This is a genomic window from Micromonospora sp. CA-259024 (assembly GCF_050936255.1).
Lineage (GTDB): Bacteria > Actinomycetota > Actinomycetes > Mycobacteriales > Micromonosporaceae > Micromonospora.
Genome location: NZ_JBNJND010000001.1, coordinates 2114680 through 2140517, shown reverse-complemented (window position 1 = coordinate 2140517; position 25838 = coordinate 2114680). Strand labels below are relative to the sequence as shown.

Annotated in this window: 26 protein-coding genes and 1 pseudogene; 14 read left to right on the top strand and 13 right to left on the bottom strand. The window is 69.6% G+C overall.

Annotation, left to right across the window (positions count from 1 at the left end):
* Window positions 1-2307, top strand: coding sequence for a malto-oligosyltrehalose synthase (treY, locus tag ACQEUX_RS09285; RefSeq protein WP_433044174.1), 2307 nt, complete (start codon window positions 1-3; stop codon window positions 2305-2307).
* The gene (gene treZ / locus ACQEUX_RS09280; protein ID WP_433044171.1) at window positions 2304-4028 is read left to right on the top strand and encodes a malto-oligosyltrehalose trehalohydrolase; all 1725 of its coding nucleotides are present in this window, start codon (window positions 2304-2306) and stop codon (window positions 4026-4028) included. Before treY ends, treZ begins: the two co-directional genes overlap by 4 nt.
* Before the next feature lie 851 nt (window positions 4029-4879).
* On the opposite strand, the gene ACQEUX_RS09275 is transcribed toward treZ, so the two are convergent.
* The 3 genes from ACQEUX_RS09275 to ACQEUX_RS09265 form a co-directional block, all read right to left on the bottom strand.
* Complete coding sequence (locus ACQEUX_RS09275; RefSeq protein WP_433044168.1) at window positions 4880-6004, bottom strand: DUF6414 family protein; 1125 nt, start codon at window positions 6002-6004, stop codon at window positions 4880-4882.
* A 69-nt stretch (window positions 6005-6073) separates the two neighbouring features.
* Window positions 6074-6556: an NUDIX domain-containing protein gene (locus tag ACQEUX_RS09270; protein WP_433044165.1), complete on the bottom strand. Its 483-nt coding sequence runs from the start codon at window positions 6554-6556 to the stop codon at window positions 6074-6076.
* 38 nt (window positions 6557-6594) lie between these two features.
* Complete coding sequence (locus tag ACQEUX_RS09265) at window positions 6595-7941, bottom strand: hypothetical protein (RefSeq protein ID WP_433044162.1); 1347 nt, start codon at window positions 7939-7941, stop codon at window positions 6595-6597.
* 235 nt (window positions 7942-8176) lie between these two features.
* On the opposite strand from ACQEUX_RS09265, the gene ACQEUX_RS09260 reads away from it, so the two are divergent.
* Together ACQEUX_RS09260 and ACQEUX_RS09255 are read left to right on the top strand one after the other, a co-directional pair.
* Window positions 8177-8338: a hypothetical protein gene (locus ACQEUX_RS09260; protein WP_433044159.1), complete on the top strand. Its 162-nt coding sequence runs from the start codon at window positions 8177-8179 to the stop codon at window positions 8336-8338.
* The gene (locus ACQEUX_RS09255; RefSeq protein ID WP_433044156.1) at window positions 8325-9512 is read left to right on the top strand and encodes a helix-turn-helix domain-containing protein; all 1188 of its coding nucleotides are present in this window, start codon (window positions 8325-8327) and stop codon (window positions 9510-9512) included. Before ACQEUX_RS09260 ends, ACQEUX_RS09255 begins: the two co-directional genes overlap by 14 nt.
* Before the next feature lie 54 nt (window positions 9513-9566).
* Here the strand turns inward: ACQEUX_RS09255 and ACQEUX_RS09250 are convergent, their stop codons facing one another.
* Window positions 9567-9992: a nitroreductase/quinone reductase family protein gene (locus ACQEUX_RS09250; RefSeq protein WP_433044153.1), complete on the bottom strand. Its 426-nt coding sequence runs from the start codon at window positions 9990-9992 to the stop codon at window positions 9567-9569.
* A complete protein-coding gene (locus ACQEUX_RS09245; protein ID WP_433044150.1) occupies window positions 9989-10768 on the bottom strand; it encodes an SDR family NAD(P)-dependent oxidoreductase in 780 nt (259 codons plus the stop codon). The genes ACQEUX_RS09250 and ACQEUX_RS09245 overlap by 4 nt, the downstream gene beginning before the upstream one ends.
* Window positions 10769-10873: 105 nt before the next feature.
* On the opposite strand from ACQEUX_RS09245, the gene ACQEUX_RS09240 reads away from it, so the two are divergent.
* The 3 genes from ACQEUX_RS09240 to ACQEUX_RS09230 all read left to right on the top strand — a co-directional run bounded on the left by ACQEUX_RS09240 (window position 10874) and on the right by ACQEUX_RS09230 (window position 12250).
* Entirely contained in the window at window positions 10874-11491 is a 618-nt protein-coding gene (locus ACQEUX_RS09240; protein ID WP_433044147.1) for a TetR/AcrR family transcriptional regulator, read from the top strand.
* Between the two features lie 95 nt (window positions 11492-11586).
* Window positions 11587-11745, top strand: a complete 159-nt coding sequence (locus ACQEUX_RS09235) for a hypothetical protein (RefSeq protein ID WP_433044144.1) — start codon at window positions 11587-11589, stop codon at window positions 11743-11745.
* A 319-nt stretch (window positions 11746-12064) separates the two neighbouring features.
* Window positions 12065-12250 (top strand): hypothetical protein, encoded by a 186-nt coding sequence (locus ACQEUX_RS09230; RefSeq protein ID WP_433044141.1) that lies wholly within the window; start codon window positions 12065-12067, stop codon window positions 12248-12250.
* A 159-nt stretch (window positions 12251-12409) separates the two neighbouring features.
* Here ACQEUX_RS09230 and ACQEUX_RS09225 read toward each other — a convergent pair whose 3' ends face one another.
* Window positions 12410-13294, bottom strand: coding sequence for a S41 family peptidase (locus ACQEUX_RS09225; RefSeq protein WP_433044138.1), 885 nt, complete (start codon window positions 13292-13294; stop codon window positions 12410-12412).
* A gap of 56 nt (window positions 13295-13350) precedes the next feature.
* On the bottom strand, window positions 13351-14016 hold the full coding sequence (locus ACQEUX_RS09220) for a TetR/AcrR family transcriptional regulator (RefSeq protein WP_433044135.1): 666 nt from the start codon (window positions 14014-14016) through the stop codon (window positions 13351-13353).
* A 102-nt stretch (window positions 14017-14118) separates the two neighbouring features.
* Between ACQEUX_RS09220 and ACQEUX_RS09215 the strand changes: the two genes are divergently transcribed.
* On the top strand, window positions 14119-15033 hold the full coding sequence (locus tag ACQEUX_RS09215) for an SDR family NAD(P)-dependent oxidoreductase (RefSeq protein WP_433044132.1): 915 nt from the start codon (window positions 14119-14121) through the stop codon (window positions 15031-15033).
* A 64-nt stretch (window positions 15034-15097) separates the two neighbouring features.
* On the opposite strand, the gene ACQEUX_RS09210 is transcribed toward ACQEUX_RS09215, so the two are convergent.
* Window positions 15098-16147 carry an aldo/keto reductase gene (locus tag ACQEUX_RS09210; protein WP_433044130.1) on the bottom strand — a complete coding sequence of 350 codons (1050 nt, stop codon included), beginning with the start codon at window positions 16145-16147 and terminating at the stop codon, window positions 15098-15100.
* Between the two features lie 72 nt (window positions 16148-16219).
* Between ACQEUX_RS09210 and ACQEUX_RS09205 the strand changes: the two genes are divergently transcribed.
* The gene (locus ACQEUX_RS09205) at window positions 16220-16759 is read left to right on the top strand and encodes a TetR/AcrR family transcriptional regulator (RefSeq protein WP_433044127.1); all 540 of its coding nucleotides are present in this window, start codon (window positions 16220-16222) and stop codon (window positions 16757-16759) included.
* A 115-nt stretch (window positions 16760-16874) separates the two neighbouring features.
* On the opposite strand, the gene eno is transcribed toward ACQEUX_RS09205, so the two are convergent.
* A complete protein-coding gene (gene eno, locus ACQEUX_RS09200) occupies window positions 16875-18173 on the bottom strand; it encodes a phosphopyruvate hydratase (protein WP_433044124.1) in 1299 nt (432 codons plus the stop codon).
* A gap of 150 nt (window positions 18174-18323) precedes the next feature.
* On the opposite strand from eno, the gene ACQEUX_RS09195 reads away from it, so the two are divergent.
* Window positions 18324-18767, top strand: coding sequence for a MarR family winged helix-turn-helix transcriptional regulator (locus ACQEUX_RS09195; RefSeq protein ID WP_433044121.1), 444 nt, complete (start codon window positions 18324-18326; stop codon window positions 18765-18767).
* A gap of 22 nt (window positions 18768-18789) precedes the next feature.
* Here the strand turns inward: ACQEUX_RS09195 and bla are convergent, their stop codons facing one another.
* Window positions 18790-19713: a class A beta-lactamase gene (bla, locus tag ACQEUX_RS09190; RefSeq protein ID WP_433044118.1), complete on the bottom strand. Its 924-nt coding sequence runs from the start codon at window positions 19711-19713 to the stop codon at window positions 18790-18792.
* A gap of 68 nt (window positions 19714-19781) precedes the next feature.
* Between bla and ACQEUX_RS09185 the strand changes: the two genes are divergently transcribed.
* Window positions 19782-20225, top strand: coding sequence for a DUF5990 family protein (locus ACQEUX_RS09185; RefSeq protein ID WP_433044115.1), 444 nt, complete (start codon window positions 19782-19784; stop codon window positions 20223-20225).
* A 190-nt stretch (window positions 20226-20415) separates the two neighbouring features.
* Window positions 20416-21000 carry a hypothetical protein gene (locus ACQEUX_RS09180; protein ID WP_433044112.1) on the top strand — a complete coding sequence of 195 codons (585 nt, stop codon included), beginning with the start codon at window positions 20416-20418 and terminating at the stop codon, window positions 20998-21000.
* A 6-nt stretch (window positions 21001-21006) separates the two neighbouring features.
* On the opposite strand, the gene ACQEUX_RS09175 is transcribed toward ACQEUX_RS09180, so the two are convergent.
* Window positions 21007-21714 carry a carbonic anhydrase gene (locus tag ACQEUX_RS09175; protein ID WP_433044109.1) on the bottom strand — a complete coding sequence of 236 codons (708 nt, stop codon included), beginning with the start codon at window positions 21712-21714 and terminating at the stop codon, window positions 21007-21009.
* 208 nt (window positions 21715-21922) lie between these two features.
* Window positions 21923-22909: pseudogene (locus ACQEUX_RS09170) on the bottom strand (IS481 family transposase); the annotation flags it as partial.
* A 165-nt stretch (window positions 22910-23074) separates the two neighbouring features.
* On the opposite strand from ACQEUX_RS09170, the gene ACQEUX_RS09165 reads away from it, so the two are divergent.
* A complete protein-coding gene (locus tag ACQEUX_RS09165; RefSeq protein WP_433044106.1) occupies window positions 23075-23584 on the top strand; it encodes a hypothetical protein in 510 nt (169 codons plus the stop codon).
* 179 nt (window positions 23585-23763) lie between these two features.
* Here ACQEUX_RS09165 and ACQEUX_RS09160 read toward each other — a convergent pair whose 3' ends face one another.
* Complete coding sequence (locus ACQEUX_RS09160; protein ID WP_433044103.1) at window positions 23764-24786, bottom strand: saccharopine dehydrogenase family protein; 1023 nt, start codon at window positions 24784-24786, stop codon at window positions 23764-23766.
* 95 nt (window positions 24787-24881) lie between these two features.
* Between ACQEUX_RS09160 and ACQEUX_RS09155 the strand changes: the two genes are divergently transcribed.
* Window positions 24882-25838 (top strand): helix-turn-helix domain-containing protein, encoded by a 957-nt coding sequence (locus ACQEUX_RS09155; RefSeq protein ID WP_433044100.1) that lies wholly within the window; start codon window positions 24882-24884, stop codon window positions 25836-25838.

The window sequence follows — 25838 nt, the reverse complement described above, 5'->3', positions numbered from 1 at the left end:
ATGGCGGGCACCCCGGTAACGGCCACCTACCGCGTCCAGGTGCGCCCCGGTTTCGACCTGGACGCCACCGCCGCGATCGTCGACTACCTCGACGACCTGGGCGTCAGTCACCTCTACAGCGCCCCGCTGCTGACCGCGACCCCCGGCTCGGCGCACGGCTACGACGTGGTCGACCACCGGGCGATCAACCCGGAGCTGGGCGGTGAGGCCGCCCGGCAACGGCTGCTGCGGGCGCTGCGCGACAGGCAGCTCGGGCTGGTCGTCGACATCGTGCCCAACCACGCCGGTGTCGCCGTACCGCCGGCCAACCCCGCCTGGTGGGACGTGCTGCGCTGGGGGCGCGACTCGGCGTACGCCGACTGGTTCGACATCGACTGGGACCGGGGCCGGCTGCTGCTGCCGGTGCTGGCCGACGACCCGGCCGCCCTGAACGATCTCAAACTGGTCGACGGGGAGCTGCGCTACCACGAGCACCGCTTCCCGGTCGCCGACGGCACCGGCGACGGCGGCGCGCGGGAGGTGCACGACCGGCAGCACTACGAGCTGGTGTCCTGGCGTCGGGGTGACGCCGAGCTGACGTACCGCCGGTTTTTCGCCGTTTCCGGCCTGGCCGGGCTGCGCGTGGAGGACCCGGCGGTGTTCGCCGCCACCCACGAGTTGATCCTGCGCTGGGCCGCCGCCGGGGAGGTCGACGGCATCCGCGTCGACCACCCGGACGGGCTGCGCGACCCGGGCGGCTATCTCACCCGGCTGCGGGAGGCCGCGCCGCAGGCCTGGCTCGTGGTGGAGAAGATCCTGGAGTACGGCGAGGAGCTGCCGGACTGGCCGGTGGACGGCACCACCGGCTACGACGCCCTGCCCGCGGTCAGCGGTCTCTTCGTCGACCCGGACACCGAGGGGGACTTCACCGCGCTGGACACCCGCCTCGCCGGGCACCACACGTCCTGGGAGGACCTGACCCACGACACGAAGCTCGCCGCCGCCACCCGGCTGCTCGCCGCCGAGCTGACCCGGCTGGCCGCTCTCGCCCCCGAGGTGCCGACCGAGCGGGCCCGCGCCGCGCTCGCCGAGCTGGCTGCCGTGTTCGGTGTCTACCGGGGTTACCCGCCGCACGGCGCCCGCTACCTCGCCGCTGCCCGCTCCGAGGCCGGTCGTCGCCGACCCGACCTGGTCAGCGTCCTGGACGCGGTCACCCGCCGGCTGCGCGACCCCGAGGACGAACTGGCCCGCCGCTTCCCGCAGTTCACCGGCGCGGTGATGGCCAAGGGCGTGGAGGACACCGCGTTCTACCGCTGGACCCGGTTCGTGGCGCTCAACGAGGTCGGCGGCAGCCCCGCCCACTTCGGGGTGCCGCCGGCGGAGTTCCACCGCTTCGCCGCCGCCCGGCAGGTCCGCTGGCCGGCGAGCATGACCACCGTCTCCACCCACGACACGAAACGCGGCGAGGACGTGCGCGCCCGCCTCGCCGTGCTCAGCGAGCTGCCGCAGCGCTGGGCCGAGCAGGTCACCACCTGGATGGGGTACGCCCCGCTGCCCGACCCGTCGTTCGCCCACCTGCTGTGGCAGACCGCCGTCGGCGCGTGGCCGATCGAGCGGGAGCGGCTGCACGCGTACGTGGAGAAGGCCGCTCGGGAGGCCGCGGCGTCGACCAGTTGGGCGGAGCCGGACCCGGCCTTCGAGCAGGCGATGCACGCCGTGGTCGACCGGATGTACGACGACCCGAGCCTGCGCGACGAGCTGACCGAACTCGCCGCCGCGATCACCCCGGCCGGCTGGTGCAACTCGCTCGGGCAGAAGCTCGTGCAGCTCACCATGCCCGGCGTTCCGGACACCTACCAGGGCACCGAGCTGTGGGACAACTCCCTCGTCGACCCGGACAACCGCCGCCCGGTCGACTTCTCCGTACGCCGGGAGGTGCTGGCGCGTCTGGACGGCGGCTGGCGTCCCCCGGTGGACGACAGCGGCGCCGCGAAGCTGCTGGTGGTGTCGCGGACCCTGCGGTTGCGGCGGGCGCACCCGGAGCTGTTCACCGGCTACCGGCCGGTGCCGGCGCACGGGCCGCAGGGGCGGCACGTGGTGGCCTTCGACCGGGGCGGCGCGATCGCCGTGGTGACCCGCCTGCCGCTGGGCCTGGCACGCGCCGGCGGGTGGTGTGACACAGTCCTGTCGCTTCCCGTTAACGAGGTGACTGACCTGTTCACCGGCCGGGTCTACAGTGGCGGGGAGACTTCCCTGGCCGATCTGCTGGCCGACTATCCCGTCGCACTGCTGGCTCCTCCCACCGCTTCCGTGGAGGCTGCTTCATGACCGAATTCTCCGTGTGGGCACCCGCCGCCGAACGGGTCCGGCTGCGTCTGTCGGGCGACACCGACCATGAGATGCGCGCCGCCGCCGACGGCTGGTGGCGGGTCGAGGTGCCGGATGCGGGCCTCGACTACTCCTTTCTGCTGAACGACGACGAAACCCCACTGCCCGACCCCCGGTCGCCGTGGCAGCCTGCGGGAGTGCACGGGCCGAGCCGACGCTACGACCACGCCGCCTTCGAGTGGACCGACAGCTCGTGGACCGGGCGGCAACTGCCCGGCAGCATCCTCTACGAGCTGCACATCGGCACCTTCACCCCGGAAGGCACCTTCGACGCGGCCATCGAGCGCCTCGACCACCTGGTGGCGTTGGGTGTCGACCTGATCGAGCTGCTCCCGGTCAACGCCTTCAACGGCGAACACAACTGGGGGTACGACGGTGTCTGCTGGTATGCCCCGCACCAGCCCTACGGCGGCCCGGACGGCCTGAAACGGCTCGTCGACGCCGCGCACGCCAAAGGATTGGGGGTGATCCTCGACGTCGTCTACAACCATTTCGGGCCCTCCGGGGCCTACGCGCCGCGGTTCGGGCCCTACCTCGCCGAGCAGAGCAACAGTTGGGGCCGGTCGGTCAACCTGGACGGCCCGCACTCCGACGAGGTACGCCGCTACATCATCGACAGCGTGCTGATGTGGCTGCGCGACTACCACGTCGACGGCCTGCGCCTGGACGCCGTGCACGCCCTGCCCGACACCCGCGCGGTGCCGCTGCTCGAAGAGTTGGCCATCGAGGTTGAGGCCTTGTCGACGCACCTGGGCCGGCCACTGTCGTTGATCGCCGAATCCGACCTCAACGATCCACGGCTCATCACGCCTCGGGAGGCGGGTGGGTTCGGGCTGCACGCCCAGTGGAACGACGACGCCCACCACGCGCTGCACACCCTGCTGACGGGGGAGCGGCAGGGGTACTACGGGGACTTCGGCTCGCTGGAGACGCTGTCGGACGTGCTCACCGGCGGCTTCTTCCACGCCGGCACGTGGTCGAGCTTCCGCAACCGTCACCATGGGCGGCCTCTGGATTCCCGTGTCCCTGGTCATCGGCTGGTCGCCTATTTGCAGAACCATGACCAGATCGGCAACCGGGCTACCGGGGATCGGATCTCGGCTTCGTTGTCGCCCTCGCTGCTGCGGGTGGGGGCTGTGCTGCTGTTGACCGCGCCGTTTACCCCGATGCTGTTCATGGGGGAGGAGTGGGCGGCTTCTACGCCGTGGCAGTTCTTCACGTCGCATCCGGAGCCGGAGCTGGCTACCGCCGTCGCTCTTGGGCGGCGGCGGGAGTTCGCGTCGCACGGGTGGGCTGAGGGGGACGTGCCCGATCCGCAGGACCCGCAGACGTTCGCGCGGTCGCGGTTGGACTGGGCAGAGCTGGACAAGCCTGAGCATCGGGAGATGTTGGCGTTCTACCAGCGGTTGATCGCGCTGCGTCGGTCGCTGCCGGACCTGTCGGATCCTCGACTGCACGCGGTATCCGTGCAGCACGGGGACCAGTTCCTGGTGATGCGGCGGGGCGACACGCTGGTGGTGGCGAACCTGGCTGGGCGGGGGCAAGGGGTGTCGTTGCCGGGGGTGGCGCGGCGGGTGTTGTTGGCTACGGGGGAGGGGGTCACGGTGATGCGGGACCGGATCCAACTGCCTGCCGAAACGGCGGCGATCGTGGCGCTCTGAGGTGCTTGGATATGGGCGGCCGAGTCGTGCTGCCCGAATCGTAACTGCCTACCTAGCTGCTAGCTGTTTACCGCAGCACGGGCGAACCGGGCCTTTGCGGCGGATGCAGGCGACGAAGGAGTCATGCTCCGACTGAGGATTTACGCATCCTCGGTGACAAACTTCGGACACCGCAGCGTGCCTCCCATCGCCTAATGTGATGACCGGTCCATTCTCGGTTATCGATGGGGTGGTGCGATCCGTGGCGAATAAAGCGCGACGTATGATTCCGAAGCGGTATAAGGCGGGCGCCACTCTGCTTGCGTTCCCAGCGGCGATCGTCTTCGTTCCAATCTCGTTGATCCAACGGGACTGGCCGATGTTCGGATGGTCGCTATCAGCAGTTGTCGCCATCCCATCCTGGCTCTTGGCGTTTGAAGCGCCTACTATGTGCGGATTTCCAACTCAGCGTGGCACTCCGTGCCGCAATTTTACGACGGGACTGCTCTTCGGCTGTGGTAGCGCACCCGGACATTGCTGGGGAAAGGCTTTCGCGTGGTTCGGCTGGCATAGGGCGGCGACGCCCGCCGGTCGAGCAGCGCAGCCAGATACGGACGCGAGTCGTGACGGACTTTCTGGAGGAGTGTTGCAGGCCGAGCCTGTCCTAGTGAGGATCCAAGAGGGCAGGGGGAGTCGGGTCGCCGTCATGCTGGCCACCTTGTCGGCGGCGTGTGCCGTGGTCTCCGCCGGGGCGGACATCGCGGGCCTCTGATCGCAGCGCTACATCGTCCGGGGCATCTACGCCGCCCTACGCCCCAATTTCGCCGCCCTCGCCCCTTGACCTCCATAGGAGCATCGGGATGGCGCGGCGGTTAAGGAGCTTCGGCTTCGGAGCGGGAGGTTGCAATGACGCGGTAGACAGCCAGTGGGACGATGTTGAAGCCAGGCCATTGGGGCACATCGGCAAAGCCCAGAGCACCCAAGAAGCGCATGTACGAGTTGATGAAGGCGGCGGTCCGCCCCCGAACTACATTGCCGGTTCCGTCGGTGATATCTCCATACGATGGAGCGACCCGGTCATCACTGTTAGCGTAGTGTCCGATCGTCCCGACGACAGTCCAGAATTGCTTACCTGTCCCATATCGAGCAAAAAGGATTTCCGGGTCGCCGTCGAGAAAATGCCTACCTTCCTGAAGTCGCACGCCGATGCTGAGAGTGTCGCTATCGGTTGGGTATAGGTTCAGATGTAGTCCGGGCATGAATAGCCCGCGAGCAATCTTTACGAGCCCGCGAAAGAATTCCGGTCCGATCCCCTGGCTTCCGTCGTCGTTCTTGAGCGGGCCAAATTCGGGGATAGCGTCCTCGATTTGATTGGTCTCGTGCGACTTATCCACCTTTATTCTTGCTGGTCGCCCTTTGTTGGGTCGCGAGGATGCAGTGGGCGAGGCGGCGGGCACCGAGCCTATGCCTTCGAGTCCTGAATGAGTCGCGCCGAATCCTGCCAAGCTTGCTGCGACGTATCGAGCGTCGAAGAGTGATCCCGGCGAAGCTACGCGGACAAGGGTGCCCGGGGGTGTTGATTCTCGCAACTCCTCAGATGTCCAGAAAGGCGCACCTTGCAGGTGGTCAGACAGGTCCTTTATCAGGCCACTGGAATCCAGTGCATCTTCTAGGGTAGGAAATAGGGCGTCACCGAGAGACTTCGTGGTGTAATTCTCTTCACCCCACCCCTGGTAATGTCCAGCGAATCCCTTAACGCCAGCCTCCGTCCGCCTGTCGCTCTTAGTCGTGTTTCGCGCTTCCTCGGCGATGCCCCCATCTAATTGAGCTAGCATTCCCCGAACTTTTTCGGTGTCGACGTAGAGGAACTCGCGAAGTATCAATCCAACTCCCAGATTCAGGCTTCGTTGCAACAACTGTTCACCGAGCGAGTGTGCGTTGCCCTGCCTCGACAGCCCAATCAGTGTCAGGCTTCCGACCCAAGTCGGCCGATGCATGGCCAGAGCCGACGACGGGCGATACGAGGAGCAGGACAGAGGCACCGACGTCGGAGCACCCACCGATAGTTAGGCAGGCGGCCGGCCCCCGACAAGGTAAACCGGGGTGCGTCTGTCACGGGCATGTATCGCCGCCCGAACTCGTGTGGCGACGTTGCCGGGAAGGCGCTGCTCTGCCTCGCGGGGCGGGAAGAAGGCAATGTCCTCCAACTCCTGCCCAGGCAGAATGAAGCCGTCGAGGCTGGCAGTGGACCCGCAGTCGAACGTAAAGCTAATGATCGCGCGAGGCCGCTGCCCGGCGGGCGGTGACCAGTCGACTACGAGAAGGCCACCCACGACCACGGCCACCCCCAACTCCTCTCGGATCTCTCGGTCACAGGCCTCGTGTGGGTATTCGCCCTCATCCACGTAGCCGCCGGGGAAGGTCCAGTGGTCGCGGTATGTCGGTTTGACGAGCAGCACATCGCCGGCCGGGTCGGTGATGAAAGCTGCGGCGGCGGCGTAGAAGGAAGCCAGGTTGGCGTACCAGGTGGCAGGCTCCGTCCAAGTCACCTCGGTGACGCTAGCCGACATGTCTAGGTGCGCTCGCTCTACATCGCTGCTGGCATGACCGCGAGGGCATGCAGGACTTCGTTCACCGGGGGTGATGCCCGCTGCGGGCTGAGCGTGGTAGTGAGTTGGCGGACGCGCTGTTGAACGCGCGCCGACTGGATGTCTGCAGCCTGCTGCGTCAGCTTCCAGCCCCAGTTGCAGGCGGCGTTGGTGTCTCCAGCGCGGGCATGAGTGATGGCGATGAGGGCGGTGTGCAGGGCACGCGTCCGGGTGTTCTGGTTGCCGAGGGTGAGCGCTTCGGAAGAATGTCGAAGGGCCTGGGTGTACAGATGCAGGTCGCCCAGGCACCTCAGCGCGGCCCCGGCCAGGTGGGCCGGGCTGAAGTAGTTGACCCAGCGCGGGCCGGGGTCTGTGCCGGTCCGGTCGAGAGCACGCTCAGCCCTGGTGAGGGCGAGCTGGCAGGCACGCCGCTCGCCTGACTGTCCGTACGCGGTAGCAGCGGTGGCGTACAGGCGAGTGAGCACTGCGGCGGGTGCACGGCCGGCCCCGTCAATGGCTGCCTCTACGAGCCGCGCCGCCTCCCGGGCGTGCCCCAAGAACACAGCCTGGGTGGCCAGGTTGGCCAACAGGTGGGCGCCGTAGAGGCGGTCGTCAGCCGCCTTGGCAAGTCGCAGGCCGAGGGTCACATGATGTTGCGCCATGGCATGTTCGCCCGCGTTGTACGACATGAAGGCGAGTTGGCCGGAAAGTGTTGCCGCTGCGCGCATGAGGTCGCGCCCCACAGCATCGGTGTAGGTGCCGCGCAGCATGGGCGCGACCTGACGTACGAGGAAATCTGCCATGACGGCACGGGTACGCGGAGAACCGCTGCCGTGACGTCGGTCGAGATCGGTGAAATGGTCCGCCAGCGCGTAGAGCGATTGAACATCAGTGGAGGTGACCTGTTGCCGGCCGTTTCGGCTGACTGCCTCGTCGGGCAGGTCATACCGCCAGCCGAGCGCAGCCTCAAGGGCTTTGCCGCTGTCGAACGCTCCGCTGGCATGTTGGTTGAGGTGCTTGGCCAGCCTCGTCCAGATCTGCTCGGCGGTATCGATCGCACCATCAACGGACGCGGGATAGGAACACATTCCGATGCTGTCGACTGCGCCGAACCCCAACTCCCTGGCGGCGACTGAGCGACCGAGCTTGCGGGCAAGTGTTTCCGCCATCGCGGCCTGTACGTGCTCGGCAGGCCGGCGACCGCGCAGCCACCAGTAGACGCTGGCAGCGTCGTAGCGCCAGGCGCCCTCGTTGCGGCCGGCGTGATTGAGCTGGCGAGCGAACGCGGCGTGGGCGTTGCCGTAGCCGGCGGCACGCAGCAGCCCTTCGAACGCCGAGTTCGTCACCGGTCGCGCCATGGTTCCGCCCCCAGACATCAGCCAACTACCAACAGTCACGAGCCTATGGGCTGCTGCGGTCCTGTGGGGACCCGCGCAACCCTGCGCAACCCACGTCCTGACCAGCGCAACCGAGCGCATTGCTTGCCATCTGGTCGGTCGACCGGCAGCCCGCTTCGCTGATCGCAGGGGTCCTGAGTGGCGGTGAATTCTGAACGTCACGCCCCGGCTAACGGAGGTGGCGATGCAGGGCGACGAATCGGCAAACAAGGGCGAGCAGTCGGAAGCAGCCGAGCGGGAGGCCGCCAAACAGCGCCTCCTTGCCCAGGCCGAGGCGGAGCGCGTACCCGTTGACGACACGACCCGCGCGGTCCCGGACCGGCGGTGGCGGCGTGACCAGCGATGACGTCCCCATCGGCCGGCGGGTGGCGCGGTGGCGGATGCGGCGGTCGATGACGCAGCAGATGCTCGCCGACCGGCTGCGTAGGTCGAAGAGCTGGGTGGACAAGGTGGAGCGGGGTGTGCGCGCCCTGGATAGGTATTCGGTGATCCAGGAGCTGGCCCACGTCCTGCGGGTGGAGCCGGAGGTGCTGCTCGGTCAGCCGCGGAGCACTTCGGCGGGCACGCCGGACGGGGTGGACGACATCCGGGCCGCGCTCGCCCGCTACGACACCCCGGAGGCTCCGCCGCAGACGGACGAGCTGCGACGGCAGGTCGGGTACGCCTGGTTGACCTACCAGCACGCGCACTACGGGCAGTTGGTGCGGGTGGTGCCAGGTCTGCTCGACGCCGCTCGGGGTGCGCGGTCGGCGGAGCTGCTGGTGCAGACGTACCGGATCACCTCGTCGCTGCTGGTCAAGCTCGGCGAGGCCGACCTCGGCTGGCTGGCCGCCGACCGGGCGATGGCCGCTGCCGGGGACGACAGGCTGCTCGCGGCGACAGCGACCATCTCGGTGGGTCAGGCGCTGCGCGCGCAGGACCGCGACCGCCTGGCCCTGGCCGCGCTGCTCCCGGCCGCCACCCGCGTCCTGCCACCGTCAGCCCACTGTGGTGGCCGAGAGGGCGAGAGCGAGGGTCAGGGCGATCACCGGGGGAGGGCGGTGGGTGGGACATTGCTGGTGCAGGCCGCGCTTGCTGCCGCCGGTTGCGGCGAGCACCGCCGCGCCGACGAGCTGACCGACCGGGCCGCGGGCGTCGCCGCAACCCTTCGGGGGTACGTCGACACGCACCGCACCAGCTTCAGTCCGGTCGCCGTCGAGGTGGCGCGGGTGCTGGTGGCGGCCGCGCGGTGTGACGCTGCCGAGGCGGTACGGCGGCATGCGGCGATCGTGCGGCGGGAGGGGTGGCGGCGGTTGCCGGCCGATTACCGGGGCGCGTACCTGGTCGACGTCGCGCGGGCGTACCTGAACCTCGGTGACGTGCGCGGGGCGGCCCGCGCCCTGGTCGACGCGGACAGTGTCGCGCCGGCTGAGGTTCGGTGCCGGCCGTTGGCGCGTACCGTCATCGCCGATGTCGCCCGCGCGCAGCCGGCGCCGGCCGGCGTGGCGCGACTGGCCACGCTCGTCGGCCTCACCCGCTGATAGGCAGCTATCGAGTGAGAGACGACGCGCGGCGACATCTGGCGACCTGCGACGTCAGTCGACATCGATGTGCATCAGTCTGCTGTTCGCCCAGTCCGCCAACCGTGTCGGCCGAATCGTGCCGGGATCGTGGGGCTGGTTGAGGTCGTCGACGATGGCGGCGAGGACCGCCGCTCGTTCGGCCGGGTCGGTGACGGGGGTGGCGTGAGCCGGCAGGTCGGCCGTGACGCCGTTCTTCAGGTGCAAGGTGAAGGCGGGGTTCGCGCGCAGGTTCGCGCTCCAGCCGGTGGGGCCTCCGCCCGCGCCGCTGCAGAGGTAGGTGGCGCCGTGGGCGCGGTAGAAGAAGATCTCGATACGGCGGGGTCGTCCGGTGCGCCGTCCAGTGGTCGTGATGTCCACGATCCGTTCGCGGGTGCCGGCCGCGGGCGTGATCTCGATGGCTCGCCTGATCTCCGGCGGTAGGTGCGACAGCGACGTCATGCGGCCTCGTTCTTCAAAGCGGGCCCGAGGAGCAGCCCACCGTCGACGATGTGCTCGGCGCCGGTGATGAACGCGGCGTCGGGCGAGGCGAGGAACAGCAGCGTTGCGGTGATGTCGGCGGGCTGTCCGAGCCGGGGCACGGCGAACGGCTCGGGGGTGTAGAAGTCGGCGATCGGCGCGTCGGCACCGGCTGCTGGTTCGGTGATGAACGCGGTGGCGACGACCCCGGGGTGGATGGTGTTGACGCGGATGTTGTCGCGACCCAGTTCGAGGGCGGCGGTCTGGGTGAGCCCGCGGATGGCCCACTTGCTGGCGACGTAGGGCGCGTAGAAGGCGGTGCCTCCGGTGCCCATGATCGAGGCGATGTTGACGATCACCCCACCGCCCGCTCGCCGCAGCGCTGGTGCGGCGGTCTTGATGCCGAGGAACGTGCCGGTCAGGTTGATGTCGAGGATGCGAGCCCACGTGGCCTGATCGGTGGACTCGATGAGGGCCGGCGGGTTCTGCACTCCGGCGTTGTTGACCAGGATGGTGAGCGCGCCGAACGCTTCCTCGGTCGCCGCGACGGCGGCGGCCCACGACTTCTCGTCGGAGACGTCGAGGCGTACGAAAAGTGCTGTGTCACCCAGTTCGGCGGCGAGGGCGGCGCCGCGCTCGGCGTCGATGTCGGCGATGACGACGTTGGCGCCCTCGGCATGGAAGGCGCGTACGTGGCTGGCGCCCTGCCCACCCGTGCCGCCGGTGACGAGAACTGTTTGAGCGGTGAAGCGGGACATGCGGTCCTCCGTGAGCGGGCAAATGGTGAGTCGATCGACTCACCATGGCAACCGTACGTCGCCGCGAGTGGTGAGTCAACCCACTCACCTCGCTATGATGGTTGCATGACGACCTATCACCAGCGTGTGGCTCAGCAGAAGCGCGCGCTGATCGTGCGGGCCGCCACGCAGTTGTTCCTCGAGTTGGGCTACGACCGGGCGTCGCTGGCGCGCATCGCCGAGGAAGCCGGGGTGTCGAAGGCGACGCTGTTCAAGCAGTTCCCGACGAAGGCGGCCCTGTTCGACGCCATCGTCATCGACTCCTGGGCCGGTGGTGATGACGCCGAGGTGCCGTCAGCGGGTGACCTGGCAGCCGGCCTGACCGCGCTCGGGCGGCACTATGCGGCGCTGTTGGGGCGGCCGGGGATGGCGGATCTGTTCCGCATCGTCATCGCCGAGTTGCCCCGCTTTCCGGAGTTGGCCAAGGCGCACTTCGCGGAGGGCAAGCTGCCGTACTTCGAGACGGTTCGGGCCTACCTCGTGGCCGAGCGCGACGCGGGGACGGCGGACATCGCAGACCCGCAGATGGCCGCCACGCAGTTCCTCGGGATGATCTCCAACTACCTGTTCTGGCCGAGCCTGCTGGTCCCGGGATGGACGGTGACCCCGGAGCGCGTGATCGCGGTGGTGGACGACGCCGTCCGCACGATGGTCGCGCGATACGGCCGGCACGGAAACCGATAGAACGGCCTCGGGTCCAGGTAGCTGGCGCACTGTGTACCGGCGCAGTTCCCCGCCGGTCTCGACGCCTGCCAGTGGGCCGCCATTACGATGCGGGGATGGGCAGGTTCCTCGCGCTCTTCAACGGAGCGGCTGACGAGGCCGGCAAGGCCGACCTCACCGAACAGCAGCAGACCGAGTTCATTAACGCCTGGGCGTCGTGGGCGCAGGCCAACGAGAGGGCCATCGTCGACCCCGGCGCCCCGCTGAACGCGTAGAAACTGGTCACCGCGCAGGGCGTCGAGGACTTCACCGACTCGCTGACCGGCTGCACCATCGTCGAAGCGGGCTCGCACGACGAAGCGGTCCAGATCTTCTCCGGGCACCCGCACCTGAGGCTGTTCGCCGGAAACTCGATAGCGGTCCTGGAGTGTCCGCCGCCGCCCAGCTGACATGCGCGCCACTCGACGGGGTTCGTAGCCCTCGCCGGGGACAACTAGGCTGCCGGCCATGACGGGGGTCGATGACGAGGGGCGCCGGCTCGACGGCGACCGCGCCGCAACCCCGGTTCTGTTGGCCCGCCGCTGGGCGTAGGTGGTGACCGGGTCGGCCGTCGCGGTGGTGGCGGCGGTCGTGTTCACCGCCCTCTTCTGGGGACTGCACGACTGGCTCGTCGATCAGGGCCGGTTGGGCCTGCCGATCCTGCTTGCGGTGCGGGTCGCCTGCGTCGCCGCGATCGGCTGGGGCTGTTGGCACGCCCACCAGGGCTTCCGTCGACGGTGACCGTCTGGGCGACCTTCGGCCCGCCGATCGGGTTCGAGCTGAGCACGCCGGCGGCGGGCACGATCCACTCGCCTTCACGGAAGTCGGGGTGTCTCGGCTCCGTGGGCACCCCGACTTCACGAAACCCGAGTCGATCATTTGCCGCCGACGCAGCCGCGCCTATGCGCCCGCGATGGCCTTGAGGGCCGTGTCGAGTGCCTGGTCCGCCGGGACGGGTACGTCGGGGACCACGCCGACGCCTTCCCAGTTGGTGCCGGTGACGCTGTTGATGGTCCGGGCGGTCGGCACGGTCACGAGGATGTGTCCGGTGACCGGGTGGCGGGCCGTCGGATGCGCGCCGCCACGTGTCGTCTCACCGACGACGACGGCCCGGCCGTGCGCCTGAAGGGTGTACGGCACGTCCTCGCCCCCGGAGAACGTCATCGCGCTGGTGAGCACGTAGACCGGGCGGTCCGCGTAGCGCGGCGCGGGCAGGTGCGCGGTCGTCCAGAACTGGCGGGTGGCGCCGGTGGACCGCTCGTAGAAGTCGTTGAGGTGCACCTGGTCGTCGCGGAAGAAGTAGCTGCACCACATCGCGGCTCCCTCCGGTGTTCCGCCGGAGCAGGCGCGCAAGTCCAGGATGAGCGCGGAGCTGTGGGCGACCAGTTGCATGGCCGCGCCGATCACGGCGGCGCCTTCGTCGGCGTACGCGATGCGCCGCACGTCGATGAGCCCGACGTTCCCGTCCAGGTGCTCGACCCGGCGGATGCCCTGGTTCTCTGCCCTGAGCAGCGCGAGGAACGCGGCCCGTCCGCCGTCTTCGTCCGCTGGATCCAGCGACTGCGGCTGGTCCGACCACAGCAGCCGCAGATGCCTGTCCGGGCACACCTGCTGAAGGTGAGCGGTGACCGTCTCGCAGAGTGCCGGCCCGTCCAGGTTGTCATACTCGCCTGCCGCGAGACGGCGCCGGATCGCGGCGTCGATGTCCGCGACCTTCTCAGGAAAGACGTACCCGGCCTCGATCCGATCCAGGGCCCGTCCGATTATCTGTTCGTTTGAGAGCACGGCGGGCCACCCTAGACCGTAGGCAGCCTCATGGCCATCGAATTTCGCGCAGTGACTCAAGGGCGCGGGAGCATGCCCACGAGCGACGTGATGATCGCGAGCCGCAGGGCTGTCCGCAGGTCGACATGGTGCACCGCGAGCGCCGGCTCGGACTCGTAGACGGCGAGCAGGCTCGGCGGCGGCGAGGTGTAGGCGGACAGCGCGCCAGCCATGATCAGGGTGTTGAGGCAGAACATCTCGGCGTTGTCGCCGACCTCGGGCAGGTGCCGCCGGACGAGCCCGGCCATCACCGCGAGCTTGCCCAGTGCGGCCCGCTTGTGCCGGCGGGCCACCTCGACCGAGACGTTGTGCTCGAGCACCCCGCCCTGCGCGCCGAAGAGATCACAGAGCGCCGTCTGGGCGGCAAGCGACCGGCTGAGCACATCTGCCGTCTGCTCCGCCCGCTCCAGCGCGGAGCCGCTCAGGTCGACGCCGTGGGCCAGCTCCTGGTCCAGCTCGGCCAGCCAGGTCGTCGTCCGGTCGTCCATCAGGTCGAGCAGGATCGCCTCACGGGACTCGAAGTAGCGCAGCACCGCCGTCTTGGCCAGGCCGACCCGCCGGCTCAGCTCGTTCAGGGTCACCGCGGCCACCGGCATCTCGTCGAGCATCGCCGAGGTCGTCTCCAGGATGGCCCGGCGCCGGATCTCACGCTGCTCCTCGCTGCGCGCCCGCTGGAACGTCATGACGCCAACCCTAGCTTAGGTACCGGCGGTCCCTTGACAGGGTACCGACGGTACCTTACCGTTTCAGGCATAAGTAACCAGCGGTACATTGGGGAGCCTGAGATGAAGTGGACCGAGCAGCAGATTCCGCGCCAGGACGGCCGGGTGGCCGTGGTCACCGGCGCCAACGCCGGACTCGGCTTCGAGACCGCCCGGCGACTCGCCGAGCGCGGGGCGTCAGTCGTGCTGGCCGTGCGTGACACCGGGAAGGGCAAGCTGGCCGCCGCCCGGATGAACGGCGACGTCTCCGTACGGGAACTGGATCTGGCCTCGCTGGAGTCGGTGCGCGCCGCCGCGGCCGGCCTGCGCGCCACCCACCCGCGGATCGACCTGCTCATCAACAACGCCGGCGTGATGTACACCCCGAGGCAGACCACCCGCGACGGCTTCGAGATGCAGTTCGGCACCAACCACCTCGGCCACTTTGCCCTCACCGGCCTGTTGCTCGACCTGCTGCTGCCCGTGCCCGGCTCCCGGGTGGTCACGGTCAGCAGCAACGGCCACCGCATCCGCGCGGCCATCCACTTCGACGACCTGCAGTGGGACCGTTCCTACGGCCGGGCTGCCGCCTACGGCCAGTCGAAGCTCGCCAACCTGATGTTCACCTACGAGTTGCAGCGCCGGCTCGCCGCGCACGGCACCACCGCCGCCGTGGCCGCACACCCCGGCATCTCCAACACCGAACTGCCCCGCAACATCCCGGCGGTCGTGCGCCGGCCGATCACCTGGCTCGCCCCGGTGATCACCCAGCCCGCGACGGCGGGCGCGCTGCCCACCCTGCGGGCCGCCACCGACCCGTCCGTCCTCGGCGGGCAGTACTACGGCCCCGACGGCCTGGGCGAGGTACGCGGTTATCCGAAGCTGGTCACCTCCAGCCCCGAGTCCTACGACGTGACCGTGCAGCACCGCCTCTGGGCCGTCTCGGAAGACCTCACCGGCGTGCGGTTCCCGGTGGGCCAGGCAGCCGCCGCGGCGTGACCGTGCCAAGGCGGGCAGGTGATGTGGGTCGCGGCGGGACCGGAGAGGTCCTGCCGCATTCGCCTCAGGCGTTGGCGTACCCCGGGATTCGCTCCCTGATCCGTTGCAGCTCGGCTTCGTCGGAGATGCCTTGGAAGTCGTATCGCGGCGTGTACGGCAGTTCGAGGGCGGCGAGGTGCGCGTCGGTGAGGTCGACGTCCAGTGAGGCGACCGCCTCGTCGATCTGGGCGGTGGTGTTGGCGCCGACGAGTGGTGCGGTGACGACTGGCTTGCTGTGCAGCCACGCCAGGGCGACCTGGGCTCTGGTGACTCCCAGCTCGGCGGCGATCGCGCCGACGGCGTCGATGATCGCGTGGTTGGCGGTCTCCTCGGCGGGCGTGTAGAGCAGGTCGGCGAAGGCGCCGTCGGTCTCGGCGCGTGCGGTCGACTTCGCGTCGTCCCAGGCGCGAGCCAGCCGGCCGCGGGCGAGCGGGCTCCAGATGATCGTGCCGACTCCCTCGTCGAGGCAGAGCGGGATCATCTCCCGCTCCTCCTCGCGGGCCAGCAGGTTGTAGTGGTTCTGCATCGACACGAACCGTGCCCACCCGTGGCTCTTCTGCAGGTGCAGGGCCTTGGCGAACTCCCACGCCGGCATGGAGGAGGCGCCGAGATAGCGCACCTTGCCGGCCTTGACGAGGTCGTGCAGCGCATCGAGGGTTTCCTCCAGCGGGGTGGAGTGGTCGTTGCGGTGGATCTGGTAGAGGTCGATGTAGTCGGTGCCCAGTCGCCGCAGGCTGTGGTCGACCTCGGTCATGATCGCCTTGCGTGAGAGGCCCTTGCCGTTGGGGCCCGGCCGCATCGGGTGGCGCAGCTTGGTGGCGATGACGACGTCGTCGCGGTCCGCGAAGTCCTTGAGCGCGCGGCCCAGGATCTCCTCGCTGGAGCCGTAGGAATACATGTTGGCGGTGTCGAAGAAGTTGATGCCCGCATCCAGGGCGTGCTTGATGAGAGGCCGGCTGGTCTCTTCGTCCAACGACCAGACCGGGTGGCCGCGACCGGGCTCGCCGTAGGTCATCGCTCCGATGGCGATCGGGGACACGTCGAGACCGGTCATGCCGAGTTTGATGTAACGCATGGGCTCCTCTATCGTTGCGGAGAGGTCTCCATTTAACGTACCGGAGACCTCTCCGGATGGCAAGGAGGTGGCGTGGTCCGCTCAGACGCTCGCGAAAACCGAGCCCGCATCCTGGCGGTGGCCCGCCGGGCTTTCGCCGAGGACGGCGACACGTCCATGAACCAGATCGCCCAGCTCGCTGGCGTCGGCCCCGGCACCCTCTACCGCAACTACCCGTCTCGCGAGGCGCTGGTCCTCGCCGTCTACCAGGACGCGGTCGGTGAGCTGACCGACTCCGTCCCCGGCTTGCTGGCTACGCTGCCACCATTGGAGGCGCTGCGGCGCTGGACCACCGAGTTGGTGAGTGCCATGCGGAAGAAGCATGGTCTCGGTGCCGCACTGAGCCCTGGCGCACATCAGTCGATCACGGAGCAGAGCTACGGCCCGGTCATCGCCGCCATCGCGCAGCTGCTCGACGCCGGCAAGCGTGACGGCACCATCCGCGCGGACGCCGAACCCGCCGACTTTCTCCAACTCACCGGCGCCCTGTGGCGGGCCGCGACGGGAGAAGAGGACCGATCGCAGGCCATGCTCGGGCTGATCCTCGACGGCCTCAGCACGCACCCGCGCTGACCGGGCCGCTGACCGGCGCGGCCTCCGACCGAGCGCCACGGCGCCTACCCGGTCACGGACCGTGGGGCCCCCGACCGTGATCGGGGGCCCGCTGGTCGCTAACGCTGCCTGCTGGTCACACCCGACGTAGTGCGGAGCGGCCCGCGAACCGTGCCGAGTCGCCCAGCTCCTCTTCGATCCGGATCAGTTGGTTGTACTTCGCCGTGCGGTCGGAGCGGGAGAGCGACCCGGTCTTGATCTGACCGCAGCCCGTCGCCACCGCCAGATCCGCGATGGTGGTGTCCTCCGTCTCGCCCGAGCGGTGCGACATGACGACCGTCCAGCCCGCCTGGTGGGCCGTGGCCACCGCGGCCAGCGCCTCGGTCAGGGTCCCGATCTGGTTGACCTTGACCAATACCGAGTTGCCGACGCCGGTACGGATGCCCTCGCGCAGCAGCGTCTCGTTGGTGCAGAACACGTCGTCGCCGGTGAGCTGACAGCGGTCGCCGACGCGCGCGGTCAGCTCGCGCCAGCCGTCCAGGTCGTTCTCCGCCATCGGGTCCTCGATGGAGACGACCGGGTAGGCGTCGATGAGCTTGGCCAGGTAGTCGGCCTGCTCGGCGGGGGAGCGGCGCACCCCCTCGCCCACGTAGTCGTACACGCCGTCGCGGAAGAACTCCGACGACGCCGGGTCCATGACCAGGCCGATGTCCGTGCCGGGTCGGTAGCCGGTGCGCTCGATGGCGGCCAGCACGAAGTCGAGCGCCTCCTCGGCGGTACGCAGCGCGGGCGCGAAGCCACCCTCGTCGCCGACGCCCGTGGAGTGCCCGGCGGCCAGCAGGTCGCGGCGCAGGGTGTGGAAAACCTCGCTGCCCATCCGGACGGCCTCGGCGAAGGTGTCCGCACCCACGGGCACGATCATGAACTCCTGGAAGTCCAGCGGATTGTCAGCGTGGGCACCGCCATTGATGATGTTCATCATCGGCAGCGGCAGCAGGTGGGCGTCGGCGCCGCCGAGGTAGCGGTAGAGGGGCTGACGGTGCGCTGCCGCAGCGGCCTTGGCGGCGGCGAGGGAGACGCCGAGGATCGCGTTGGCGCCGAGCCGGGACTTCGTGGCGGTGCCGTCGAGGGCGACCAGCGCGGCGTCGAGACCGGCCTGGTCGGCCGCGTCCCGGCCGCGCACGGACGCCGCGATCTCGCCGTTGACGTGGGCCACCGCGCGGTCTACGCCCTTGCCGTGCCAGCGCGCGGAGTCTCCGTCGCGCAGTTCCACGGCCTCCCGGGCACCGGTGGAGGCGCCGGAGGGGACAGCGGCGCGCCCCAGCGACCCGTCCGTCAGGACGACGTCGACCTCGACTGTGGGATTGCCCCGGCTGTCGATGACGCAGCGGGCGGCGACGGTCTCGATGGCGGTGTCGACTTCTGGTGCGGACATGGGAGTTCCTCCCCGTTGTCGTGTGCCGAGGCTCCGGCTGCGACAGCGCTGGCGCTGAGCCCGACAGCGGCAAACCCTACAGCAATGCTGTGCAGTGTTGCTGTACAGGTTGGCTGCACAGCTCTGCTGGTCAACGGTGTAGGGTGCCCTATGCCCACCTCGGAAGCCGCCGTCATCGCCGCCGAACTGCGCACCGCGATCGGCAAGCTCACCCGACGTGTCAAACACGAGGACCGCATCCCGCTGGGCCAGATCGCCGTGCTCGGCGCACTCGACCGCGACGGCGCCATGACCACCAGCGACCTCGCCACCGATCAGCGCGTACGCCCCCAGTCGATGGCCCGGACGGTGGGGCTGCTCATCGAACAGAACCTGATCACGCGCCGGGCGCACCCCACGGACGGCCGCAAGTCGCTGGTCGAGCTGACGGACGCGGGTCGGGCCGCGCTCGAAGCGGAGCGCGGCCGAAGGGCCGGTTGGCTCGCGCAGGCCATTGAGGCCGAACTCACGGACGAGGAGCGGGCGTTGCTGGCACACAGCGCCGCCCTGCTGGAACGGCTCGCCACGCACGAGCGCCCCCGGTTCGGGACGTGATCGCGCCCCGAGCGCTCCGGACCTACCGCAGTTGGGCGACGACCACCCTGGTGGCCTGGGCGATGAGGGCGTCGTCGGGGGTGGCGTCCTTCTCGTCACGACTGGACAGCACGGCGAGGACGATCGGGGCGCGGTCGGGCGGCCAGATCACGGCGATGTCGTTGCGGGTGCCGTAACCTCCGGTGCCGGTCTTGTCCCCGACCACCCAGCCGGCGGGCACCCCGGCGCGGACCAGCGCCGCACCGGTGGTGTTGCCCCGCAGCCAGCCGCGCAGAACGTCGCGGTCCGCGGCCGCCAGGGCGTCCCCGACGGTGTACGCCCGCAGGTCGTCCGCCAGCGCCCGCGCGGTGCTGGTGTCCCGCCTGTCGCCCGGCGTCGCCTCGTTGAGCGCGGTCTCGTAGCGGGCCGGCTCGGTGACCGTGTCACCGAGCGCGCGCAGCTTCGTCTCGAACCCCCGCGGGCCTTCGAGGTGACGCAGCAGCAGGTTGCCCGCCGTGTTGTCGCTGTAGCGGACGGCGGCGTCGGCGACGGCGCGCAGGCTCATGCCCTCGTCGACGTGCTTCTCGGTGATCGGCGAATGTGCCACCAGGTCCTGCGCCGAGTACCGCACCACACGATCCAGCTCCGCCTCCGTGGTGCCGTCAAGCACCTCGGCGGCGGCCAGCGCCTTCCACGTCGAGGCGTACGCGAACCGCTCGTCGGCCCGGTACTCCACGCTGCGGCCGGTGCCCGTGTCGACGGCGTAGATTCCGAGCCGCGCGTCGAACGTCTTCTCCAGCCGCTGGAACTCCTGATCGGCAGCGGCCGGCGACGGGGTGAGCGAAGCCTCGGGGCGCGGCGTCGTGCGCACCTCGGCTGGTTCAGGGCTGCTGCTACAGCCCGCCAACGACACCAGAGTCGAGGCCGCGGCCACCGCGGTCACCAGACGTCGTACGGAGAGAGGCATCGTCGTTCCTCCTTGTGTACCGCCGACCCGCACCGTAATGCACCGGCCGGGAAACTAGAGTCGGTGGGATGCGGATCCGGATCGACGGCAGTGACCTCCCAGGTCAGCGTGCCGGTGCGGATGCCGACGCGCTGCGGCTCGGTAACGTACACGTCGGGGTCCAGCGCAAGGCCGAGGTGGTCGATCAGGTGCCGGCCGACGCGGAGAGGGCCACCTGGTGCTTCGAGGTGTCCAGCCGTGAGATCGACGGGATGCTCGATGTCGGCGGGCCGTGGGTGCACGGCCGCCCCGGAGCACGGTTTCTGTATCTGAGCTGGGGCGCGGTGACCGAGGACGGTTTCGCGATGTTCAGACGAGCCAAGCTGATGTTCACCGACATCCCGACCGAGCTGCTCCGCGCGGCACACGAGGGCAGTGGGACCCTGGTCGGCCGAGTCGGGTTGACCGATGCCGCCGGCGGGCCGCTGTGCGCCCGGGTCCGCCCTCCCGCCATCTCATGGACGGTGGAGTAACTCTCCCCGGGCGCGGGGAAGCGGCTCCCTCGGTGCGGGGATTCGCTCGTCTTGCCGTTCGGGCAGCGTGATTCCGGAAGGGACCGACGCTCACCACCGATACGGAGCTACCACCGTGACTCGAACACCAGCACGTGCGGCGCCGCCTCGTACGCCGCCACCGCCGCCATGGGCACGCCGAGCCGGTCACGTGGCGTGGATCGCCCCCGTACTGGGGTTCATCCCGCTGCACATTCCCTGGATCCTCGGCGTTCCGATGTTCGCCAATCCCGGTCCGTTCCGCGAGTGGTACCACGGTCGCGGGCCCGGCGTCGGGGATCACCCGGTCGAGGGTTTCCTGGGCATGCCGGCCGGCGCGTTCTATCTGGGCCTGCTGTGCGTCCTCGCCGGGCTCGGTGGAGTCCTGGCGCTTGGACTCATCAGCGACTGGGGAGTGACCTTCCCCCGGTGGGTGCCGTGGCTGCGCGGACGCAGAGTGCCACCGTGGCTGCCGCTGACGCCGACGGTGTTGGGCTCCGCCCTGATGATCGGCTACTCGGCGACCCTGCCCTGGCAGTTCGCCGCGGACCTGCCGGAGTCCAGCCCGGAGGACATCTTCACCCCGACGGGCGTCCTGATCGGCCTCCCGCTCCTGCTGGCCTGGACGATCGCGTTGCCACTGGCCGGGTGGTCCTACTACCGCCGTACCCGTCGGTCGCGGCGTGACCGGCGACGCTGGTCGGTGTCATTGGATGACCGGCCAGCGCCGCCGTCCGTGTGGCCCAGAAGCGGGTGACGGCCGTCAGGCCACCAGCGAAACCCGCCCGTTGTCCAGGTCGTAGCGGGCGCCCACGACGCGCAGGGCGCCCTGGTGCACCTTCTCGGCGATGATCGCGCTTCGTGCGGAGAGCGCCGCCACCTGTGCCGCGATGTTGGCGCGGACCCCGTTCTCCACCGGGTCGCCGGGCTGGCCCAGGACCGGCTCGACGACCGGGCGCAGGGCGTCCACGATGGTGCCGATGTGCCCGGGTGCCTCGCCGCCGGTGTGGATGGCGTCGATGGTGGCGGTGATCGCGCCGCAGCGTTCGTGGCCGAGGACGACGATCAGCAGACTGCCGAACTCCTCCACGGCGAACTCGACGCTGCCCAGCAGCAGATCGTCGACGATGTTTCCGGCGACCCGGTTGTCGAACAGGTCACCCAGGCCCTGGTCGAAGAGCACCTCGGGCGCCACCCGGGAGTCCGCGCAGCCGAGGGTGATGGCGAACGGGTGCTGCCCGGCGGCGAGCCGGTGCAGGTCGGCCAGGCCCTGGCGCGGGTGCCGGCCATGCCCGGAGGCGAACCGCCGGTTGCCGGCCAGCAGCCGGCGCAGCGCCTCGTCCGGCGTGTCCACCGGGTTGTCGACTGGCGTTGCGGCGGCGGCGGACGGGCTCGCCACCGCACCCAGGGCGACGGCGGCGGCGCTACCAGCGGCCAGTAGGGAACGGCGGGACAGTTGGGCACGTGCCACGGAGATCTCCAGGTGGTGAGGGTTCTGGCTACTTCCTAGCGGTGACGATCCGGTCTGGAATGCCGGGCCATCTCACGGCCCTTGACCTTGCCACAGTGGCACGGTTTCTCAGGGGGACGACGGGGTGATCTCGATGACCATTCCAGAAAGGACAGAAGCACCTGTGGGGTCTGCACCCTGACCCGACACTGCCGAGCGGCCCGGAGTAGGTGTTCTGCCCAGAGAGGTTGGGGACGCGGCTGGCGGGTGGTCCGCCGAGTGCGGTGTGGTGCCGGTGATTGTTGTAGGTGTGGAGCCAGGCGGGCAAGGCGGCGCGTCGGGCGGTCTCTGATCGGTAGGGCTTGGCGTAGGCCCATTCGTCGGTCATGGTCCGGTGGAAACGCTCGACCTTGCCGTTTGTCTGTGGTCGGTAGGGGCGGGTCTTCTTGACGGTGACACCGAGTTGGGCGCAGGTGTCGTGCCAGAGCCGGGACTTGTAGCAGGAGCCGTTGTCGGTCAGGACGCGGCGGACGGTGATCCCGGATGAGCTGAACCAGGCGTGGGCGCGTTGCCAGAACGCGGCAGCGGTGTCTTGACGTTCGTCAGGAAGGATTTCGGTGTAGGCCAGCCTGGAGTGGTCGTCGATCGCGGTGTGCAGGTAGGCGTAGCCGAGCCGGGCGCCGCCCCACGCGTCGGTGCGGTGACCTGCGGTGGCGGTGCGGTTGAGTTTGCCGCGAGCGCGGCCCTGGGTGCGCCAGCCGCCGCCGTCGGGGATGTTTCCGAGTTTCTTGATGTCGACGTGGACCAGGTCGCCGGGATGGGAGTGTTCGTAGCGGCGGATCGGTTCTCGGGTAGCCCGGTCGAGATGGGCCAGGCGGGTAACGCCCGCGCGGCGCAGGATCGCGTGACATGTTGAGGCGGGCAGATCCAGGCGTCCGCCGATCCGTGCGGGTCCCCAACGCCGGCTCGTTCGTAGATGCAGCACCTGGCGTTCTACCTGGGGGCGGGTGCGGTTCGGGCTGTGTCGTGGCCGGCTCGAGCGGTCTTTCATGCCCGCGACGCCTTCGACGCGATAGCGCTCGGCCCAACGTTTCGCTGTAGTCGGACTGACCTGAAACCGTTCCGCGGCCCGGCGCAGCGGCCACTCGTCGTCGACGACGCAGCGGGCCAGACGCAGTCTGCCGCGCTCGGTCAGGGGTGCATTAGCGTGGGTCACGAGGACCTCCCGGGTGATGCGGAACCTTCGACAAGCTCCACCTCACCCGGAGGTCCTCACCCATTTCAAGATCTCAGCCCTGTCACCAACGTCCATGGGCAGAACAAGTAGGGCCTGTTCCCATGGAATTGATCATTGTCAGGGCATCGGCTAACGTGCGCGCCCGTGAAGTCTTCTCGTCTTGCCTCTGCCCTGTTGATCATTGCCGTTTCGACGGCTCTCGCCGCCTGTGGTGACGGAGATGCGGCGACGACCGCCGGACCCACGACGCCTGCCTCCACGTCCGCAGCCCCGTCCTCGGCAGCCACCTCCGCCGCCGCCACGCCGACCTCGCCCGCCGCCGGGGGCGGCGCGAGCGACAAGGAGCTCTGCGAGTCGGCGAAGAAGGTCAGCGACGAGATGAAGGCAGAGCTGGTGAAGGTCGCCACGGCTGGTCAGCCGTCGGCGGCGGACTTCCGGAAGATCCTGACGGAGCTGGAACAGAAGGTGACCACGGTGGCCTCGGCCGGCGGTGACAGCAAGCTGGCCGCTTCCCTGCGGCAGTTCGGCGCCGAGGCGGCCAAGGCCGCGGCCGCGGCGGACCCGGCGACCGCCGCCGACAACCCCGCCTTCGAGAAGGCTGGCACAGACATCTCCACCGCGTGTAAGGCAGTCGGCGTCAGCTTGGCTCTCTGACCACCGCGGCGTGACCGTCGCCGGCTGGCGTGGCGTACCTGTCCACGCTGGCCGGCGTCACAGACGCGCGCAGAAGGCCCCCCGCCGACATGACCCACTCGGGTTCCTTGATGTCGGGGCATCCGGGACGGCCTGACACCCCGACTTCAAGGAAACCGAGTCGATCACGCTGGTTGACCTCAGCCCCTGACCGGCGAGACCGAGATGTGCGCCGACAGCGCGCGCAGGAAGTCCGGCGCGTCGAAGATCTCGCCGGCCGAGGCGACGCCGCTCGTGCGCGTCTGACCGGCGAGAATGCGGCGAACCGCCTCCACCGCCAGGGGCGCGCTGATCGCGTAGATGTCCTGGCCGCTGGCCACGACGCGTCGTCGCGTCTCGCCCGCGCGCACGACGACGTCGACCGTGAACGTCTGCGCAGACCGGCCCAGCCCGTCGACCGCGACCGGTGCGTTCGCGGCGGCCAGGTCGGTGGCGGCGTCGGTGCTCATGTACGTGCGTACCTCGGGGATGGCCAGGTGGTGGGGGACGGTGACGACGTCGGCCATCGTGAACTCACCGAGGACACTGCGGCGACCCAGCGGTGCGGGAAATTCCCAGTCCATCCTCGGCAGGTCGCCCTCGCCGACGTAGTACTCCAACCGACCACCGGTGTAGCGGACCCGGCGGCCGTCGCGGCGCTCGCGGGAGACGGTGCCCGCGGCGAGGGTCCCGGCCGTCGGGTGCCAGCTGCTCAGTCCGTACGCGATGTGCGCCTCGTCGGCCGACGTCCAGTCGCCCATCGCCGTCGTGACCAGCAGATCGCCGAGGCCGCCGAAGAACGCCATCGCCGGGACCACCGCGACGCCCACGGCACGGGCGCGGTCGGTGAAGTGCGTGAACGTGTCGAGGTTGGCCTCGATCTCGGCGGCGACGTCCACGTACGGGATGCCGGCGCGCAGGGCGGCCTCGATCAGCGGGGCGGCGGTCGAGGCGAACGGGCCGGCGCAGTTGATGACGGCGTCCGCCCCCTTCAGCGCCTCGTCGAGCGAGGTCGGATCGCCTGCCGACGCCACCCGGTGGTCGAGCCCCGACGCCGCCAACGCCTGGAGCTTGCCCTCGTCGCGGCCGAGGAGCAGCGGCGTGAACCCGCGCTCGCGCAACTCCGTCGCCACGAACCGCCCGGTGTGCCCGTACGCCCCGAACACCGCCACGTTCTGACTCATCTGTGGTTCTCCTCGAAGATCGACTGAGAAGAGTCTCCCTCGGCGGCCGGCCACCGAACAGTGTCGGGAACGCCATGCCCCGTACAGTTTCGGACATGACCACTGTCGCGCTCGCCGCCACCGACGGGATGCTGCACTTCGAGGTGGCCATGGCCTGTGAGGTCTTCGCCCGCGACCCCACCGGCCTGGCAGACCCGTGGTACGACGTCGCGGTCTGCGGCCCCGGCCCGGTCCGGATCGGCCGGTTCCTGATGGAGCCGGACGACGGGTTGGACCGCCTGGCCCGCGCCGACACCGTGATCATCCCGGCGGTGGAGGACGTCGACGCGGACGTACCCCCCGACCTGATCGACGCCGTCCGCGCGGCCCACGAGGCGGGCGCCCGGATGGTCTCGCTGTGCACCGGCGCGTTCGTGCTGGCCGCCGCCGGGGTGCTCGACGGGCTGCGCGCGACCACGCACTGGGCCCACACCGAGGTGCTGGCCGCCCGCTATCCCCGGGTGCGGGTCGACCCGGACGTGCTCTACGTCGACAACGGCACAGTGCTCGCCTCCGCCGGCAAGGCCGCCGCGATCGACCTGTGCCTGCACCTGATCCGCCGCGACCACGGCACGACGGTCGCCAACGCCGTCGCCCGCCGCCTGGTCGTACCGCCGCACCGCGCGGGCGGCCAGGCCCAGTTCGTCACCACCCCGGTGCCCGCCCGCGACGACCACCCGCTCGCCAACCTGTTCCCCTGGACGATGGAACGCCTGGACCGACCACTGACCGTCGAGGACCTGGCCCGGCAGGCGAACATGAGCTCACGTAACCTGGCCCGCCACTTCAGGTCGGTAACCGGCACCACCCCGTTGCAGTGGTTGTCGACGCAGCGGATCCGCCGGGCCCAGGAGCTGCTGGAGAACACCGACGACAGCATCGACGCCATCGCCGAGGCGGCCGGCATGGGCACCGCCACGACGCTGCGCCGACACTTCCACCGCACCGTCGGCGTCCCGCCGGACGCGTACCGTCGCACCTTCCGCAGCGTCGGGCCCTCAGCGCAGTCGTGA

Bases quoted from the DNA above. Each gene is read 5' to 3' on its own strand.
- treY (WP_433044174.1), top strand. From the start codon at position 1: ATGGCGGGCACCCCGGTAACGGCCACCTACCGCGTCCAGGTGCGCCCC.
- treZ (WP_433044171.1), top strand. From the start codon at position 2,304: ATGACCGAATTCTCCGTGTGGGCACCCGCCGCCGAACGGGTCCGGCTG.
- ACQEUX_RS09275 (WP_433044168.1), bottom strand. From the start codon at position 6,004: ATGCATCGGCCGACTTGGGTCGGAAGCCTGACACTGATTGGGCTGTCG.
- ACQEUX_RS09260 (WP_433044159.1), top strand. From the start codon at position 8,177: ATGCAGGGCGACGAATCGGCAAACAAGGGCGAGCAGTCGGAAGCAGCC.
- ACQEUX_RS09250 (WP_433044153.1), bottom strand. From the start codon at position 9,992: ATGACGTCGCTGTCGCACCTACCGCCGGAGATCAGGCGAGCCATCGAG.
- ACQEUX_RS09245 (WP_433044150.1), bottom strand. From the start codon at position 10,768: ATGTCCCGCTTCACCGCTCAAACAGTTCTCGTCACCGGCGGCACGGGT.
- ACQEUX_RS09240 (WP_433044147.1), top strand. From the start codon at position 10,874: ATGACGACCTATCACCAGCGTGTGGCTCAGCAGAAGCGCGCGCTGATC.
- ACQEUX_RS09235 (WP_433044144.1), top strand. From the start codon at position 11,587: ATGGGCAGGTTCCTCGCGCTCTTCAACGGAGCGGCTGACGAGGCCGGC.
- ACQEUX_RS09220 (WP_433044135.1), bottom strand. From the start codon at position 14,016: ATGACGTTCCAGCGGGCGCGCAGCGAGGAGCAGCGTGAGATCCGGCGC.
- ACQEUX_RS09215 (WP_433044132.1), top strand. From the start codon at position 14,119: ATGAAGTGGACCGAGCAGCAGATTCCGCGCCAGGACGGCCGGGTGGCC.
- ACQEUX_RS09210 (WP_433044130.1), bottom strand. From the start codon at position 16,147: ATGCGTTACATCAAACTCGGCATGACCGGTCTCGACGTGTCCCCGATC.
- eno (WP_433044124.1), bottom strand. From the start codon at position 18,173: ATGTCCGCACCAGAAGTCGACACCGCCATCGAGACCGTCGCCGCCCGC.
- ACQEUX_RS09195 (WP_433044121.1), top strand. From the start codon at position 18,324: ATGCCCACCTCGGAAGCCGCCGTCATCGCCGCCGAACTGCGCACCGCG.
- bla (WP_433044118.1), bottom strand. From the start codon at position 19,713: ATGCCTCTCTCCGTACGACGTCTGGTGACCGCGGTGGCCGCGGCCTCG.
- ACQEUX_RS09185 (WP_433044115.1), top strand. From the start codon at position 19,782: ATGCGGATCCGGATCGACGGCAGTGACCTCCCAGGTCAGCGTGCCGGT.
- ACQEUX_RS09160 (WP_433044103.1), bottom strand. From the start codon at position 24,786: ATGAGTCAGAACGTGGCGGTGTTCGGGGCGTACGGGCACACCGGGCGG.
- ACQEUX_RS09155 (WP_433044100.1), top strand. From the start codon at position 24,882: ATGACCACTGTCGCGCTCGCCGCCACCGACGGGATGCTGCACTTCGAG.